The following is a 17105-nucleotide window of genomic DNA, read 5'->3' as shown; positions in this document are numbered from 1 at the left end:
CTCATGCTCCTTCCGGCTCGAAATTCACCAGCACCGCGCCGGCCGCGACCATATCGCCTTCATTGCAATTGATGGCCTTGACGATGCCCTTCGCCGGCGCACGGATCGTATGCTCCATCTTCATCGCTTCCATAACCACAAGCGCGTCGCCGGCCTCCACGACAGCACCGTTCCGGCTGAGCACCGCGCGGATCACGCCCGGCATGGGAGCTTCCAGGCCACCGGCATGAACGGAAGAATCCGCGATTTCGACGGGATCTGGCTGGCTGATGCGGTAAGGCTCGCCATGCAGGAAAAGCGCATAGGTGCCGGTCTCTGCGAAGAAATAGCCCTGACTTTTCCGGCCGTCCAAGGTTGCAAGGAGCTGGCCGTCACCGGAAAGGCTGCCGTAGGCTCGGATCGTCCGCCCCTCGATTGCGAGCGTGAATTCATCACCCTCATGCGTGACGCCGACGCTTAACGGCTGGTTATCAAACATGAAATTCAGCGTTTCCCGCGCCGGTGCGTTGAGGCGGAATGCGACCTTCGTGTTCCACGGGCTATGGGGATCCGCCTCTGATTGCGACATTCCATTTGTCCGGCGGGAGAGCAGCAGGCCAAGCGCGGCGAGCGCGATGACACTTCCATCACTCGCGGCTGGAGCAAAGAGCGAAGCCTCGTTGCGGGTGATGAAACCCGTATCGAGGTCGGCTGAGGCGAAAGCTTCCAATCGGGCAAGCCGTGTCAGAAAGGCGGCGTTGCTGGTGACGCCGCAGATCGCCAGATTTTCCAGCGCCAGCGTCAGACGCCGCACGGCTGAGGCTCGGTCCCGATCCCAGACGATAAGCTTGGCGATCATCGGATCGTAATGCACGGTGATGGCGTCGCCGGCGCGGATGCCGCTGTCGATCCTGACGTGAGGGCCCTGATCGGGGAAAACGAGATGGCTGATGGTGCCGACCGAGGGCAGGAAATCATGCGCCGGGTCTTCGGCATAGATACGGGCCTCGATGGCATGACCATGTATGCTGAGATCGGCCCAGTCCTGCGGTAACGTTTCACCATCCGCAACACGGATCTGCCATTCGACCAGATCGAGACCGGTAATATACTCGGTCACGGGATGTTCGACCTGAAGCCTCGTATTCATTTCCATGAAATAGAATGCGCCGGAAGGATCGAGCAGGAATTCCACGGTTCCCGCACCGCGATAGTCGATCGCACGGGCGGCGGCTGTTGCCGCTTCATACATACGTTGCCTGAGCGCATCCGGCAGGCCGGGGGCAGGGGCTTCTTCCATGACCTTCTGATGCCTGCGCTGGATGGAGCAGTCACGTTCGAAAAGGGAAAAACAATTGCCGTGGCTATCGGCAAATATCTGAACCTCCACATGGCGCGGCCGTTCGAGATATTTTTCGATCAGCATGCGGTCATCACCGAAGGCGGCCGACGCCTCGCGTTTTGCCCCGGCAAGTTCCGCTGCAAATTCACGTTTTTGCCTGACGATGCGCATGCCCTTGCCGCCGCCGCCGGCCGAAGCCTTGAGCAGGACGGGATAGCCTATGGCTTCCGCCTCATTCCCCAGCCGTTCCTCCGCCTGGTCCTTACCGTGATAACCGGGAACCACGGGCACGCCAGCCTTGGCCATCAGTGCCTTTGCTTCGCTTTTGCCGCCCATGGCGCGGATCGCCGCGGCCGGTGGGCCGATGAACACCAGCCCGGCGGCGGCACAGGCTTCGGCGAAACCGGCATTTTCCGAAAGGAAACCGTAACCCGGATGAATGGCTTCTGCGCCGCTTGTCTTCGCTGCGGCGATGATCTTTTCGCCATCGAGATAGGAGGCACGCGCGGGTGCAGCGCCGATGGCGATCGCTTCGTCGGCAAGCGCCACATGCATGGCGTCACGATCGGCATCGGAATAAACGGCGACGGTACGAATGCCCATTTTGCGGGCGGTATGGATGATGCGGCAGGCGATCTCGCCCCTGTTGGCGATGAGTATTTTCGAAAACATCGTCGCCTCACATCCTGAATATGCCAAAACGGGTGGGTTCAATGGGTGCGTTGAGCGCGGCGGACAGACCGAGGCCGAGGACGAGGCGGGTATCCTTTGGGTCGATGATACCGTCGTCCCAAAGCCGCGCGCTGGCATAATAGGGATGGCCCTCCCGCTCGTATTTTTCGCGTATCGGCTGCTTGAACGCTTCTTCGCCTTCCTTCGACCAGTGCCGGCCATCAGCTTCGATACCGTCGCGGCGAATCTGTGCCAGAACGGAGGCCGCCTGCTCGCCGCCCATCACGGAAATGCGGGCATTCGGCCACATCCAGAGGAAGCGGGGCGAATAGGCCCGGCCGCACATGCCATAATTACCGGCCCCGAAGGAGCCGCCGATGATGACGGTGAATTTCGGCACCTTGGCGGAGGCGACGGCGGTGACGAGCTTGGCGCCATCCTTGGCAATGCCGCCAGCCTCATAGGCCTTGCCGACCATGAAGCCGGTGATGTTCTGCAGGAAAACCAGGGGAATGCCGCGCTGGCAGCAGAGCTCGATGAAATGCGCGCCCTTGAGCGCCGATTCCGAAAACAGGATGCCGTTATTGGCGATGATGCCAACGGGATAGCCATGGATATGGGCGAAACCACAGACCAGCGTCGTGCCATAAAGCGCCTTGAACTCATCAAATTCAGAACCATCCACCAGACGGGCGATGATCTCACGTACCTCGAAGGGTTTGCGCGTATCGGCGGGAACGATGCCGTAAAGCTCTTCGGGCGGGTAAAGCGGTTCTGCCGGTTCACGGATATCCAGCCCCAACTGTTTGCGGCGGTTGAGGCTGGAAACGATCCGCCGGGTCAGCGCCAGCGCGTGGCGGTCGTCATGGGCAAAATGATCGGTGACGCCGGATTGCCGGGAGTGCACATCCGCACCGCCCAGCTCTTCCGCACTCACCACCTCACCTGTTGCCGCCTTCACCAGCGGCGGGCCGCCAAGGAAGATCGTGCCCTGGTTTTTGACGATCACGGACTGGTCGCTCATCGCAGGCACATAGGCCCCGCCCGCCGTGCAGCTGCCCATCACCACGGCGATCTGGGCGATGCCTTTCGCCGACATATTGGCCTGATTGTAGAAGATACGGCCGAAATGATCGCGGTCGGGAAACACTTCGTCCTGATTGGGGAGGTTCGCGCCGCCGGAATCCACGAGGTAAATACAGGGCAGGCGGTTCTCGGCGGCAATCTCCTGCGCGCGCAAATGTTTCTTCACCGTCAGCGGATAATAGGTGCCGCCCTTCACCGTCGCATCATTGGCGACGATTACACATTCTCGGCCCGAGACCCTGCCGATGCCGGTGACAATGCCGGCGGCCGGAACAGGTTCGTCATAAACCTCGTAAGCTGCAAATTGCGAGAATTCGAGGAATGGACTGCCGGGATCGAGAAGTGTCTCGATGCGGTCACGTACCAGCAATTTGCCACGGGAAAGATGCCGTTCGCGGGCCTTGTCGCCGCCGCCTCTGGAGATTTTTTCGACCTGTCGGCGCAGGTCAGCCACCAGATCCGACATGAACTCGACATTGGCAGCGAAGGCGGGATCGCGATTCATACTGGACGTAAGCTTCATCGCGTGTCCTCACCCGTTGCCCTTGACCAGTTCGCGGCCGATCAGCATCCGGCGGATTTCGCTGGTGCCAGCGCCGATCTCATAAAGCTTGGCGTCGCGCAGCAGCCGTCCGGCCGGGCTTTCATTGACATAACCGGAACCGCCGAGAAGCTGGATCGCATCCAGCGCCACCTGCGTCGCCCGCTCGGCGGCGAAGAGGATAGCCCCCGCCGCATCCTGCCTCGTGATGCGGCCATTGTCGCAGGCCCGGGCCACGGAATAGACATAAGCGCGCGATGCGTTCATCGCCGAATATATATCCGCGAGCTTACCCTGCACGAGCTGGAATTCACCGATCGGTTTGCCGAATTGTTTGCGCTCGCGGGCATAAGGCAGCACCAGGTCGATTGCCGCCTGCATGATACCTACAGGGCCGGCGGCCAGCACGGCGCGCTCGTAATCCAGCCCGCTCATCAGCACCGCTACGCCGTCATTCAACCGCCCGAGGATGTTTTCCTCCGGCACCTCGCAATCCTCGAACACGAGTTCCGAGGTGGGGGAACCTCGCATGCCGAGCTTGTCGAGTTTCTGGGCCGGACGAAACCCTTTGAAGCCCTTTTCGATCAGGAAGGCCGTGATGCCGCGCGGGCCGGCGGACATATCCGTCTTGGCGTAAACCACCAGCGTATCGGCCTCGTGGCCGTTGGTGATCCACATTTTCGCACCGTTCAGCACATAGCGGTCGCCCCTGCGTTCCGCCTTCAGCCGCATCGAGACGACATCCGAACCGGCTTCCGTCTCGCTCATGGCAAGCGAACCGACATGCTCGCCCGAGACCAACTTCGGCAGATATCTGCGCTTCTGCTCTTGCGTTCCCCAGCGGTGAATCTGGTTGATACAGAGGTTGGAATGAGCGCCGTAGGAAAGGCCAATGGAGGCGGAAGCCCGGCTTATTTCCTCCATCGCCACGCAATGGGCGAGATAGCCCATGTCGGCACCGCCGAATTCTTCCGAAACAGTAATGCCGTGCAGGCCAAGCTCGCCCATTTCAGGCCAGAGCTGACGCGGGAAGCGGTCGTCCCTGTCGATCTCCGCCGCCAGCGGGACGATTTTATCATCGGCAAATGCACTTGCGCTGTCGCGCAATGCTGCGATTTCCGGGCCGAGATCGGCATCGAAAATGGCGGCGAGGTTCAAACTCATCGCGTCTCCTCCTCCGGACGGCAGGCCGTCCTTTGTCAGCAGCCGGCACCTCCTCCGCGCCGGCAGCCCTTGTTTACGGCGTGTCACCCCCGGTGAAGGCGGCGGAACGGCGCACGAATGTCTTGATGGCAAAGTTGGACTGGATGCGCGACACGCCGGGTACGGTGGTCAGGAAATCCAGCAGCTGCTGGTAATGCGGCAGATCCCGCACCATGGCGTGGATCAGATAATCGGAACTGCCGCTCGTCTGGTAACCACCCACCACCTCGGGAATGGAGGCCACATGATGTTCGAATGTCGTCAGCGCTTCCTTGATCTGCCGCTCCAGCGTGACGGAGATGAAGACACCCATATTGCCGAGCAGCCGGTTCTCATCGAATACGGCGGTATAGCCGCGAATGATGCCTTCCTCTTCGAGCTTGCGCACGCGGCGCAACGTTGGCGTGAAGGAAAGGCCTATCCGAGCCGCAAGATCCCGCCAGCTGACCCGCCCGTCATCGCCGAGAACATGCAGAATCTTCTGGTCGAAACTGTCGAGCTCAATCATGGATCATTTGCTCTATGATATGACTATTTGTTGGATCAAAGATATCGCCAATCAAAAAACTGTCAATCAAAATAGCTTTGAAATGAATTCGAGATAGTGATAGCGTTCACGTCAGTCGCGGTCTGGAGGAGATTTGCGGCGGGCCGGTTCCTCACGTCAGGGCTGGCCAAGGGAGGTGAATTTGGCTGTGCATGACCCTGTCGTGATGGATGGGGCCGCCCGTGCTTTCAAGGGCAGCCCTCGCGACCAATTCCAACTGGCGACGCGCCTGATACGCTTCTGCTTTTTGGCGGGAGGCGGCGATGATGCTCACTGAATCCCAGCAGCAGATCAGAGATATGGCCCGCGACTTCGCGCGGGAAAGGCTTGCCCCTGGCGCCTCGTCGCGTGACCGGGAAAGCCGTTTCCCCAAGGAAGAATTGAAAGCGATGGGCGAGCTCGGCTTCCTCGGCATGCTGGTGTCCGAAGAGTATGGCGGGGCGGAAACCGGTGCTGTCGCTTATGCGCTGGCGCTGGAGGAAATCGCTGCAGGGGACGGTGCCTGTTCCACCATCATGAGCGTCCATAATTCGGTCGGTTGCGTGCCGATCCTAAAATTCGGGACCGAGGACCAGAAGCAGCGTTTTCTGCCGAAGCTTGCCTCCGGTGAATGGATCGGTGGCTTTGCGCTGACCGAACCACAGGCCGGCTCCGATGCCTCAAATCTCAAGACCAGGGCGCGTCGCGATGGCGATCGTTATATTCTTGATGGCGCGAAGCAGTTCATCACCTCGGGTAAGAATGGCGATGTCGTCATTGTTTTTGCCGTTACGGATGCAGCGGCAGGCAAGAAGGGTATCAGCGCCTTCATCGTGCCCACCGATACGCCGGGCTATGAGGTTATCCGGGTGGAAGAAAAGCTTGGCCTTCACTCGTCCGATACCTGCCAGATCGCTTTCAACGGCATGGCCATTCCCGCCGATTTACGGCTCGGTGAGGAAGGTCAGGGTTACCGCATTGCGCTCGCCAATCTGGAAGGCGGCCGCATCGGCATCGCGGCTCAGGCGGTGGGCATGGCGCAGGCGGCGTTTGAGGCGGCGCGGGATTACGCCCGTGAGCGCAAGGCCTTCGGGCAGGCGATCATCGAGCATCAGGCGGTGGCGTTTCGTCTCGCGGATATGGCGACACGCATTCAGGCGGCGCGGCAGCTGGTGCTGCACGCGGCGGCGCTGAAGGAGGCGGGTGAACCCTGTCTTTCGGAGGCCTCGATGGCCAAGCTCTTCGCGTCGGAAATGGCCGAACGCGTTTGTTCGGACGCCATCCAGATCCACGGCGGTTATGGCTACATGGCGGATTATCCGGTGGAGCGGATCTATCGCGATGTGCGCATCTGCCAGATTTACGAGGGGACAAGCGATGTCCAGCGGATGGTGATCGCAAGAAACCTTTGAGAGTTGTTTCACGGTCTGGAGGAGACCGCGACGGGAGGAGTAGAATGGACATATCAGAAACGCCACATCTCAGCCTGCATGTTCCGGAACCCGCCGTGCGGCCCGGCGATCAGCCGGATTTCTCCAATGTAAAGATACCCAAGGCCGGTTCCGTGCCTCGCCCGGAAGTGGATGCCGCGCCCGAGAGCATGCGTGATCTCGCCTATTCGATCATTCGCGTCCTTAATCATCAGGGTGAGGCCGTCGGACCTTGGGCCGGGCTGCTTTCGGATGACGACCTGCTGACGGGTCTGAAGAACATGATGAGGCTTCGGGCTTTCGATGCGCGCATGCTGATGGCGCAGCGGCAGGGCAAGACCTCTTTTTATATGCAGCATCTCGGGGAGGAGGCAGTGAGTTGCGCCTTCCGCAAGGCGCTTTCCAAGGGCGACATGAACTTCCCGACCTATCGGCAGGCAGGTCTGCTGATAGCCGACGACTATCCGCTCGTCACCATGATGAACCAGATCTATTCCAACGAACTCGACCCGCTGCACGGGCGGCAACTGCCGGTCCTTTACTCTTCCAAAGAACACGGTTTCTTCACCGTATCCGGCAATCTCGCCACGCAATATGTGCAGGCGGTGGGATGGGCGATGGCATCGGCCATCAAGGGTGATACAAAGATTGCGGCCGCCTGGATTGGCGATGGCTCGACGGCGGAGTCGGACTTTCATTCGGCGATGGTTTTTGCATCGACCTACAAGGCGCCGGTCGTTCTCAACATCGTCAACAACCAATGGGCCATTTCCACCTTTCAGGGCATTGCACGCGGGGGCTCCGGGACCTTCGCGGCACGCGGGCTGGGTTTCGGTATTCCCGCACTGCGGGTCGACGGTAATGATTATCTGGCCGTTTATGCCGTGGCCCGTTGGGCCGTGGAGCGGGCGCGCCGCAATCTCGGCCCGACGCTCATCGAATACGTCACCTATCGTGTCGGCGCGCATTCCACCTCTGACGATCCGAGCGCCTACCGCCCGAAGACCGAGTCCGAAGCATGGCCTCTGGGCGACCCTGTCCTGAGGTTGAAGAAACACCTCATCCTGCGTGGCGTCTGGTCGGAAGAGCGGCACCGGCAGGCGGAGGCGGAGATCGCCGATGAGGTGCTGGAAGCCCAGCGCGAGGCGGAAAGCCACGGCACGCTGCACGAGGGCAAAAAACCGCCGAAGAAGGATATTTTCGAAGGTGTTTACGCCGAGATGCCGGCGCATCTCGTCCGCCAGCGCCAGAAGGCAGGATGGTAAGACATGGCAAGAATGACGATGATTGAAGCCGTCCGCAGCGCCATGGATGTGTCCATGGAGCGCAGCGACGAAGTCGTGGTGTTCGGCGAAGATGTTGGCTATTTCGGTGGGGTTTTCCGCGCCACGCAGGGGCTGCAGCAGAAATACGGTAAAACCCGCTGTTTCGATGCGCCGATCAGCGAATCCGGCATTGTCGGCACCGCCATCGGCATGGCCGCTTATGGATTGCGGCCCTGTGTCGAAATCCAGTTCGCCGATTACATGTATCCCGCCTATGACCAGATTACCCAGGAGGCAGCGCGTATCCGTTATCGCTCAAACGGGGACTTTACCTGCCCGATCGTTCTTCGTATGCCGACCGGCGGCGGCATTTTCGGAGGCCAGACGCATAGCCAGAGCCCGGAGGCGCTTTTCACCCATGTTTGCGGGCTGAAAGTGGTGGTTCCTTCCAATCCTTACGACGCCAAGGGGCTACTGATAGCGTCCATCGAAGATCCCGACCCCGTAATGTTTCTGGAGCCGAAGCGGCTTTATAACGGCCCGTTTGACGGTCATCATGACCGGCCCGTAACGCCATGGTCCAAACACGAGAAGGGGGAGGTGCCGGAAGGGCACTACACCATTCCCATCGGCAAGGCCGAAATCCGCCGCCCCGGAAACGATGTCACGGTCATCGCTTATGGCACCATGGTGCATGTGGCGCTGGCAGCGGCGGAAGAGACGGGGGTGGACGCCGAGATCATCGATTTGCGCAGCCTGCTGCCGCTCGACCTCGATACCGTCGTGAAGTCGGTTTCCAAGACCGGCCGCTGCGTCATGGTGCATGAGGCGACGTTGACCTCCGGCTTCGGGGCAGAAGTCGTGTCGCTGGTGCAGGAACATTGTTTTTATCACCTTGAGGCTCCCGTCGTGCGCGTCGCAGGTTGGGATACGCCTTATCCCCATGCGCAGGAGTGGGACTATTTTCCGGGGCCAGCCCGCGTCGGGCGCGCCCTTGTCGAAGTCATGGAGGCCTGATCATGGCAGAATTTATTCTAACCATGCCCGATGTCGGTGAAGGTGTGGCGGAAGCCGAACTCGTGGAATGGAACGTCAAACCGGGCGATCTTGTCCACGAGGACATGGTGCTGGCCGCGGTGATGACCGACAAGGCGACGGTGGAAATCCCTTCGCCGGTGGCGGGCGTCGTCACCTGGCTCGCGGTAACGGTGGGAAATACGGTGCCGGTGAAAGCACCGCTCCTGCGCATCGAAACCGATGTCGCTGCCGTCGCTGCCAATGGTAGCGCGCCGGAAGGGGAGGCGCCGACCCGCATGACGGAAGAGGAAGCGCCCGCCGACATGACGGACACGCCGCCACCCGTTGAGACCCAGCCGGTGCCACGCGAAGCCGGGGAAGCCAACACGGCGCCTGCGGTCGAACTGCACCATAAGCCGCTGGCGTCTCCGGCCGTTCGCCAGCGTGCTGACGATCTCGATATCGATCTTGCACAGGTCAAGGGAACGGGTCCCGACGGGCATATTACCCATGCCGATCTCGACGCGTTCTTAACCGTGCGGGGGCGGCCGGAGCGCACTGAACCGATGGCACCCCACGATAGCGCTGTCGAAGAGGTGAAGGTGACCGGGCTCAGGCGCAAGATTGCCGAGAAGATGGTGCTTTCCGCCTCCCGCATTCCCCACATCACCTATGTCGAAGAAGTCGACGTGACCGATCTGGAAGATCTGCGCGCTACGATGAACGGCAACCGCCGTTCCGGGCAGCCGAAACTGACGGTCCTGCCATTTTTGATGCGCGCGCTTGTCAAAGCCGTTGCCGATCATCCTGGTATGAATGCGCTTTTCGATGATGAAAAAGGTGTCGTCAGCCACTACGAGGCGGTTCATATCGGCATTGCCACGCAGACACCGTCAGGCCTCACCGTTCCGGTTGTGCGCCACGCGGAAGCGCTCGGCCTTTGGGAGTGCGCAGACGAGGTCGCACGCGTTGCCGAGGCCGCTCGCACCGGGACGGCGCATAGGGAAGAACTGATGGGCTCCACCATCACCATCAGCTCGCTTGGGGCGTTGGGTGGTGTCATTTCGACGCCCATCATCAATTACCCCGAAGTGGCGATCATCGGCGTCAACAAGATCGTGACGCGGCCGGTCTGGGACGGAATTCGCTTTGTGCCGCGCAGGATGATGAACCTGTCTTCGAGCTTCGATCATCGTGTCGTGGACGGCTGGGATGCGGCAGTCTTCATACAGGCCGTCAAGGCGCTTCTGGAAAAGCCCGCGCTGATCTTCATCGATTGAAGGCGATCCGTGCTCCCTCCTCCCTGTGTTTGTCACAGTGATCCTTTCAGCCCAAGTCTTTGGGCTGAAAGGACTCGTCCCGTCGCGCAGACGCGCGTCGGCTGGATTCCTGTGACGAGCACAGGGATGAGGGCGTATGCGTGTCATGACCGCATTTCTTAGCCCGCGTTTTCAGCCTTCACGGAACTGTTTGGCTATCGGTATAGGCTTGCGTTCGTCATCTTCGGGTATAGAAGAGAAGAACGAGAAGCATGTTTTCTCATCACGATCACAGTGGCGGACGAGGGCGCTCCGGTGCCCGGCGGTCCGCTCTCCGCCGGCAACAGAACGAAAAGGGTCCTCCCATGCAAACTCCCAAACCCGTTGTCCTGACTATTCTCGATGGCTGGGGGCTGAGTGAGGATACATCCAGCAACGCGCCTGTTCTGGCGAACACGCCCACCATGGACCGGCTTTTCGCCACCTGCCCGAATGCGAGGCTCACCACGTTTGGCCCTAAGGTGGGGCTGCCTACCGGACAAATGGGCAATTCCGAAGTCGGTCATACCAATATCGGTGCGGGCCGCATCGTCGCCATGGATCTCGGCCAGATCGATCTTGCAATCGAGGATGGCAGCTTTTTCCGCAATGCGGCGATGCTTGATTTCGCCGCCAAGGTGAAGGCCGCAGGCGGTGTGGCGCATCTGATGTGCGTCGTTTCCGATGGCGGCGTTCATGGCCATATCCTCCACGGCCAGGCGGCGGTGAAGCTGATGGTCAGCCACGGCCTGAAGGTCGTGGTGCATGCCATCACCGATGGTCGTGACGTCGCGCCGCAATCCGCTGAAGATTTTGTGGCTGCGCTTGTGGCAAGCCTGCCGGAAGGCGCCAGCATCGGCACCGTGATCGGCCGTTATTATGCTATGGACCGCGACAACCGCTGGGAGCGTGTCGAAAAGGCCTATGACGCGATGGTCCTGGCCAAAGGCGAGCACGCCCGGGATGCGGTGAGCGCCGTTGCACAGAGCTACGCGAATAAAGTCACGGACGAGTTCATCCTGCCGACCGTGATCGACGGTTATGAAGGCTTCAAGGCCGGCGATGGCCTGTTCTGCCTGAACTTCCGTGCTGACCGCGCGCGTGAAATCCTGCTTGCCATCGGTGCCGATGATTTCGACGGTTTTGCGCGCGAAAAGCCAGTGCTCTCGGCGCTGCTTGGCATGGTGGAATATTCTACCCGGCACAATGATTTCATGACCACGGCTTACCCGAAGCGCGATATCGTCAACACGCTTGGCGCCTGGGTGGCGAAGCAGGGCCTTACGCAGTTCCGGCTCGCCGAAACGGAAAAATATCCGCATGTGACGTTCTTCCTGAACGGCGGCAAGGAAGAGCCGGAAGTCGGTGAAGATCGCTTCATGCCGAAATCCCCGAAGGTCGCGACCTACGACCTGCAGCCGGAAATGAGCGCGCCCGAGGTAACGGAAAAATTTGTCGAGGCGATCGGCAAGGGTTACGATCTCATCGTCACCAATTACGCCAACCCTGATATGGTCGGCCATACCGGTGATCTGCAGGCCGCAATCAAGGCCTGTGAAGCCGTGGATCGTGGCCTCGGTGCGGTCGTTGCCGCACTCGAAAAAGTGGGAGGCGCAATGCTTGTGATTGCCGACCACGGCAATTGCGAAACCATGGTCGACCCGGTGACCGGCGGCCCGCATACGGCGCACACCACAAATCCGGTTCCGGTGATCCTTTTCGGTGGCCCTGAAGGTGCGAAGCTGCATGACGGTATTCTCGCCGATGTCGCGCCCACCCTGCTGCAGCTGATGAATGTGCCCTTGCCGCCGGAAATGACGGGCAAGAGCCTGATCGACCTTTAATCTAGCGTCGTCGCGCGGCAGCACTTCAGCCCCGCGCGACCGTCTGTTTTAGGTTCCGAACGAGCGTTTTAAGCTATGACTGCTTCGCGTAGAGGCGGTCGTGCGCCAGCATGCCGGCAATCATGGCGCAGACGAAAAGAACGACTGGCATCAGCCCAAGGCCGACAGCGGAGAGTGCCGGGCCGGGGCAGAAGCCGGCAAGCCCCCAACCGATGCCGAAAATCGCCGAGCCGGTTATCAGCGGCCCGTCGATGCGGGTCTTTGCTGGAAGGCGGAAATCGTCGGCGAGAACGGGCTTGGCGAGACGTCTGCTGAGCAGCACGCCCGGCACCGCGACCATAATGGCACCGCCAAGAACGAACATCAGGCTCGGGTCCCAATGGCCGCTTGCGATGTCGAGAAAGCCGGAAACACGCGCCGGATCGACCATGCCCGACAGCGAAAGGCCGAATCCGAACAACGCTCCTGCAAGCAATGCAAGTGCAATACGCGCTACGGCCGGATTTTTCATGACAGGGCTCCCGCTATCGTCGCAGTAAAGATGCCGGCGATCAGGAAGGTGGCGGTTGCGGCTATCGAGCGCCGGGAAAACCGCGCCAGCCCCATGATGCCATGGCCGGAGGTGCAGCCGGAGCCCAGGCGTGTGCCAAAACCCACCAGCAGACCGGCAATCAGGATAAGGGGCCAAGGGGCAGCGACGGTGATTGCGGGTAGCCGGCCGAATGCTGCGGCATGGATATAAGGTCCCGCCAGCAAGCCGGCGATGAAAGCGAGATCGGCAAGACGCCGCTGCCTGCCAAGAGTTCTGCCGATGATCCCGCTGATACCGGCAATGCGGCCGTTAAAGACAAACAGGAGAACGCAGGCGAGGCCGAGCAACATGCCGCCGAAAAGAGAAGACCAGTAGGGGCTCACGCGGTCTCCTCCTCCGGCGCGCAGAATATGGTGTAAAGCGCCTCGATCAGCTGCGCCGCTTTCGCTTCGCTCAGCTGGTAGAAAATTTGCTTGGCGTCACGCCGGGTTTCAACCACACCGGCTTCCCGCAGGACGCCCAGCTGCTGGGAGAGTGTAGGCTGGCGAATATCCAGCCTGGCTTCCAGCTCTCCCACGGAGAATTCTCCCTGCGCCAGCGTGCAGGCCAGCATCAGCCGCGCAGGGTGGGCAAGGGTCTTCAAAAGCAGCGCGACTTCCACGGCCCGTTCCTCCATGGCGGGAAGGGGAATGTCAGGAGTATGAAGGGGCTTTCCGGGCGTCTTTCCCTTTACCACGTGCTTCCCTCCAGCACATCAAGAGGGAATTTCAGGTAACGCCTGCCATTTGCCTCCGGCTCCGGCAGGCGTCCGCCGCGAATATTGACCTGCAGGGCATGGAGGATGAGCTTTGGCATCGGCAAGGTCCGATCCCGCGTTTCCCTGAGGTGGATGAAGCTTTCCTCCGTCATGCCGACCAGATGTGGATTGCTGCGTTTCTGTTCGCCCACCGTACTTTCCCATTTCGGCGCGCGGCCGCCGGGCTGATAATCATGGCCGGTGAACAGCCGTGTTTCGTCCGGAAGGGCGAGAATGTCCCGAATGGACGCCCAGAGTTCTCTGGCGCTGCCACCGGGAAAATCAGCCCGCGCTGTGCCTGAATCCGGCATGAAAAGCGTATCGTGCACGAAGGCGGCATCTCCCGCCACATAGGTTACGGAGGCGAGCGTATGGCCGGGCGAAAACAGCACGCGCGCTTCAAGCGAACCGATATTGAACCTGTCGCCCGCCTCGAACAGCCTGTCCCACTGCGAACCATCGGTTTCAAGGTCCGGCCAATTGTATTTTTCCTGCCAGAGCCGTTGTACGCCGGTGATTTTCGCGCCGATGGCTGTCTGCGCACCGGTCTTCTGCTTCAGGTAATAGGCGGCGGAGAAATGGTCGGCATGCGGATGGGTATCGAGAATCCATTCCACCGACAGGCCTTCGCTTTCCACATGGTTCAGAATGGCGTCGGCATTCATCGTTCCGGTTGCGCCGGATTTCTCATCGAAATCATAGACCGGATCGATAATGGCGCAGCGTTTGGTCACTGGATCGGAAACGACATATTGCACGCTCCAGGTGCGCGGATCAAAGAATGCCTTGACGTGCGGAACCGCTGCCGCGCGTCGCTCCAGCCAGCGAGTGGCGCCGGAAAGATCAAAGCCATGCGCCTTGCCAAACGCCTCGATGTCGCCGCGTTCCATGCGTCCGTCGAGCGCTTCCCCAAGCACATGAAGCGTGAGCGCACGGGTGCCACCCTTGCAATGGGCAAAAACGGGGCCTGCCGCTTCCGCCATTTTCTGTTGAAAGGCGCGGATATCGGCCTCATTGATGGCAGGGCCGGTGACCGGGATGAAGCCATAGTCCATGCCTGCCGCCCCGGCGGCGCTTCTTTCCTGCTCACTGCCCGGTTGGCTCGGCTCTTCGCCATCCGGCCGGGCATTGATGACGCATTTATAACCCTGCGCGGAGAGCGACTGGAAATCGGCGATCATCGGCTGCCCCGCAACGGTCAAGCGCTCGTTAATCTTAACGACTTTCATCGACATCTCCTGTGGCAACAAATCAATATATATTATTGTATAATGTATATTGATCGATGGCAAGAGTGCGAGGTGCCTTCGCAGCTATCTGCGGCTTGTGGCGTGTTAGCGGAACATCCCCTGCGCCCGAGTGGCAGGGCGCAAGGCATGTGTGCGGCATCGATTGGAATTCACACTGGCCTCAGACGGCAAGCCTGCGGCGCGTCGCCTTCCAGCCGAGACAGATGGCTCCTACAAGCAGGACCGTCTGGGCGATCAGGAAGGGTGGTTCATTGCCGTTCGGCGCCAGCTTGTTGAGCGTTTCGACCTTGAGAAAGGCCTGTACGATCAGGACGAACATGTTGAGATAGAGGCTCATCGTGGCGGTGATCGTATAAATGATGCGCGCCCTGCCATTCAGACCGTATCCGTAAAGCGCGACAAGTGCGATTGCCAGAACGAGGGTCGATATGACGCCGACACCGAGTGCCGGTGTGAAATTTCCGATTGGGAACAGGAAGCCGGTGAGCGTGGTGGCAAGCGTGGTGACGAGGAATAGCGCCATCATGCGGGGCATCCATCGCCCTGCCGCATAAGCGGGCAGGGCGATCAGTCCGGTAGCAATGCCGATGAAGCTCAAGCCCACATGCAGTGCAGTGAATTGGGGAATGGTGAGTCCAAGGATCATGATACGTATCCCTCTATTCGGGTTTGGCTGCACGATACCGGCTGGCGGCAAGTGCATGGGAGAGATTGGGCCGCAGGGCTGCACGCGCGGCAAGGAAATTTTCAAGATCGGCAGTGTCCGGCAGGGAGGGAATGGTCAGCGCTTCGCCAAGGTCGAGACCGGCAAGGGCAGCATCCACCATGTCATGCACATCCATGACCATCGCGGCCGGAATGGCATCGAGCCGTTCTTCCTCCCAGATGGCCGTGCGGGTGATACCTGGAAGAACGGCCTGAACCCGCACGCCAGAGGGTGAAAGCTGTGCCTGCAGCGCCTCGGTAAAAGCGAGCACGAAAGCCTTGGTGGCCGGGTAGACGGCGGTGAATGCTGCCGGCATCAGTGCTGTAACTGATGTGATGTTGATGATCGTACCCTTTCCGTCGGCGGCAAGGCGCGGCGCGATGGCCGCCGCAAGCCGCGTGACGGCGAGAATGTTGAGGTTGATCATCGTCGTCACATAGGCTGGGTCCAGCGCCGTGATCGCGCCTTCACCAGCGATACCGGCATTGTTGACGAGGCCGGCAATCCGCCGGTCCTCACGCAGCCGCGCCTCGACCTTTTCGAGATCTTCCGCCCTGGAAAGATCGGCGGAGAGAACCTCGACGGCGATGTGATGATCCTTTTCCAGCTGCGCGGCCAATGCCTTCAGCTTCTCGGCGCGTCGCGCCACCAGAATGAGATCGTGGCCGCGTTTTGCCAGACGTTCGGCATAAACCGCGCCGATGCCGTCGGATGCGCCGGTGATGAGAAATGTATTCTGTGTCATGTCCGTGTCTCCTGTATCCGGTGGTTTCAGCCGTTGATGAAGGCGAGCAGGTCGGCGTTGAACCGGTCCTGATGGGTCTGTGTCAGGCCATGATCGGCTCCCTGATAGATTTTGAGCACCGCATGTTTGACGATCTTGACCGTGGAAAGCGCGGAAGCGCCGACCGGCACGATCTGGTCGTCATCGCCGTGCAGAACCAGCGTCGGCTTGTCGAAAGCTTTCAGGTCCTGATGGAAATCGCTTTCCGAAAAGGCGCGGATACTGTCGAGCTGACCTTTCAGGCCGCCCATCATGCCCTGCCGCCAGAACTCATCACGGATACCTTCGGATATGACGGCGCCTTCGCGGTTGTAGCCGTAGAAGGGAATGGTCAGATCCTTGAAGAACTGGCTGCGATTGTCATAGGTGCCCTTACGGATGCCGTCGAAAACATCGATTGGCAGACCGATGGCGTTGCTTTCCGTCTTCAGCATCAGCGGCGGCACCGCGCCGATGAGAGCGATCTTGGCAACGCGGGCGGTGCCGTGGCGGCCGATGTAACGTGTCACCTCGCCGCCACCGGTGGAATGGCCAACCAGAATGATGTCGTGAAGATCGAGTTGTTCGATTAACTCGGCCAGATCGTCGGCATATTGATCCATGGTGTTGTCATGCCAAACCTGATCGGAGCGGCCGTGGCTGCGGCGGTCATGGGCGATGGTGCGGAAACCGTTATTGGCGAAGAACACCATCTGCGCGTCCCAGGCGTCGGCGCTGAGCGGCCAGCCGTGGGAGAAGATGATGGGCTGGCCGTCTTTCGGGCCCCAGTCCTTGTAGAAGATGTGCGTTCCGTCTCTGGTGGTGATCGTTGTCATGGCTTTCTCTCCTGTTGCA

Annotated in this window: 16 protein-coding genes; 5 read left to right on the top strand and 11 right to left on the bottom strand. The window is 60.3% G+C overall.

Annotated elements, in window-relative coordinates; translation table 11 throughout:
• Position 1: 1 nt before the first annotated feature.
• From ACZ47E_RS21505 to ACZ47E_RS21490, 4 genes are all read right to left on the bottom strand, one after another.
• Positions 2-1993, bottom strand: coding sequence for an acetyl/propionyl/methylcrotonyl-CoA carboxylase subunit alpha (locus ACZ47E_RS21505; RefSeq protein ID WP_112636341.1), 1992 nt, complete (start codon positions 1991-1993; stop codon positions 2-4).
• A 7-nt stretch (positions 1994-2000) separates the two neighbouring features.
• A complete protein-coding gene (locus ACZ47E_RS21500) occupies positions 2001-3602 on the bottom strand; it encodes a carboxyl transferase domain-containing protein (protein WP_022562924.1) in 1602 nt (533 codons plus the stop codon).
• A gap of 9 nt (positions 3603-3611) precedes the next feature.
• Positions 3612-4784, bottom strand: a complete 1173-nt coding sequence (locus tag ACZ47E_RS21495; protein ID WP_022562923.1) for an isovaleryl-CoA dehydrogenase — start codon at positions 4782-4784, stop codon at positions 3612-3614.
• Between the two features lie 73 nt (positions 4785-4857).
• The gene (locus ACZ47E_RS21490) at positions 4858-5331 is read right to left on the bottom strand and encodes an Lrp/AsnC family transcriptional regulator (protein WP_004445535.1); all 474 of its coding nucleotides are present in this window, start codon (positions 5329-5331) and stop codon (positions 4858-4860) included.
• A gap of 302 nt (positions 5332-5633) precedes the next feature.
• Between ACZ47E_RS21490 and ACZ47E_RS21485 the strand changes: the two genes are divergently transcribed.
• The 5 genes from ACZ47E_RS21485 to gpmI all read left to right on the top strand — a co-directional run bounded on the left by ACZ47E_RS21485 (position 5634) and on the right by gpmI (position 12203).
• Positions 5634-6761 carry an acyl-CoA dehydrogenase family protein gene (locus ACZ47E_RS21485; protein WP_022562921.1) on the top strand — a complete coding sequence of 376 codons (1128 nt, stop codon included), beginning with the start codon at positions 5634-5636 and terminating at the stop codon, positions 6759-6761.
• 44 nt (positions 6762-6805) lie between these two features.
• Complete coding sequence (locus tag ACZ47E_RS21480) at positions 6806-8044, top strand: 3-methyl-2-oxobutanoate dehydrogenase (2-methylpropanoyl-transferring) subunit alpha (RefSeq protein ID WP_022562920.1); 1239 nt, start codon at positions 6806-6808, stop codon at positions 8042-8044.
• Between the two features lie 3 nt (positions 8045-8047).
• Positions 8048-9061 (top strand): alpha-ketoacid dehydrogenase subunit beta, encoded by a 1014-nt coding sequence (locus ACZ47E_RS21475; protein ID WP_112636344.1) that lies wholly within the window; start codon positions 8048-8050, stop codon positions 9059-9061.
• Between the two features lie 2 nt (positions 9062-9063).
• Positions 9064-10341, top strand: a complete 1278-nt coding sequence (locus ACZ47E_RS21470) for a dihydrolipoamide acetyltransferase family protein (protein WP_022562918.1) — start codon at positions 9064-9066, stop codon at positions 10339-10341.
• A 344-nt stretch (positions 10342-10685) separates the two neighbouring features.
• Entirely contained in the window at positions 10686-12203 is a 1518-nt protein-coding gene (gpmI, locus tag ACZ47E_RS21465) for a 2,3-bisphosphoglycerate-independent phosphoglycerate mutase (RefSeq protein WP_004445529.1), read from the top strand.
• A gap of 73 nt (positions 12204-12276) precedes the next feature.
• On the opposite strand, the gene ACZ47E_RS21460 is transcribed toward gpmI, so the two are convergent.
• From ACZ47E_RS21460 to ACZ47E_RS21430, 7 genes are all read right to left on the bottom strand, one after another.
• On the bottom strand, positions 12277-12714 hold the full coding sequence (locus ACZ47E_RS21460; RefSeq protein ID WP_022562916.1) for a YeeE/YedE family protein: 438 nt from the start codon (positions 12712-12714) through the stop codon (positions 12277-12279).
• Positions 12711-13118: a YeeE/YedE family protein gene (locus tag ACZ47E_RS21455; protein ID WP_022562915.1), complete on the bottom strand. Its 408-nt coding sequence runs from the start codon at positions 13116-13118 to the stop codon at positions 12711-12713. Before ACZ47E_RS21455 ends, ACZ47E_RS21460 begins: the two co-directional genes overlap by 4 nt.
• Positions 13115-13411: a sulfite-sensing transcriptional repressor BigR gene (gene bigR / locus ACZ47E_RS21450; RefSeq protein ID WP_045531466.1), complete on the bottom strand. Its 297-nt coding sequence runs from the start codon at positions 13409-13411 to the stop codon at positions 13115-13117. The genes ACZ47E_RS21455 and bigR overlap by 4 nt, the downstream gene beginning before the upstream one ends.
• 53 nt (positions 13412-13464) lie before the next feature.
• Positions 13465-14760 carry a bifunctional sulfur transferase/dioxygenase Blh gene (gene blh / locus ACZ47E_RS21445; RefSeq protein WP_022562913.1) on the bottom strand — a complete coding sequence of 432 codons (1296 nt, stop codon included), beginning with the start codon at positions 14758-14760 and terminating at the stop codon, positions 13465-13467.
• Positions 14761-14941: 181 nt separating this feature from the next.
• Complete coding sequence (locus ACZ47E_RS21440) at positions 14942-15427, bottom strand: hypothetical protein (RefSeq protein WP_004445520.1); 486 nt, start codon at positions 15425-15427, stop codon at positions 14942-14944.
• Between the two features lie 13 nt (positions 15428-15440).
• Positions 15441-16232: an SDR family NAD(P)-dependent oxidoreductase gene (locus ACZ47E_RS21435; protein ID WP_006698455.1), complete on the bottom strand. Its 792-nt coding sequence runs from the start codon at positions 16230-16232 to the stop codon at positions 15441-15443.
• A gap of 26 nt (positions 16233-16258) precedes the next feature.
• Positions 16259-17086, bottom strand: coding sequence for an alpha/beta fold hydrolase (locus ACZ47E_RS21430; protein WP_034497036.1), 828 nt, complete (start codon positions 17084-17086; stop codon positions 16259-16261).
• Positions 17087-17105 lie beyond the last annotated feature (19 nt).

This window comes from Agrobacterium sp. 5Ca39 (assembly GCF_055382365.1).
Note: the sequence above shows the minus strand (reverse complement) of the source record. Positions and strands in the feature narration are given on the sequence as shown.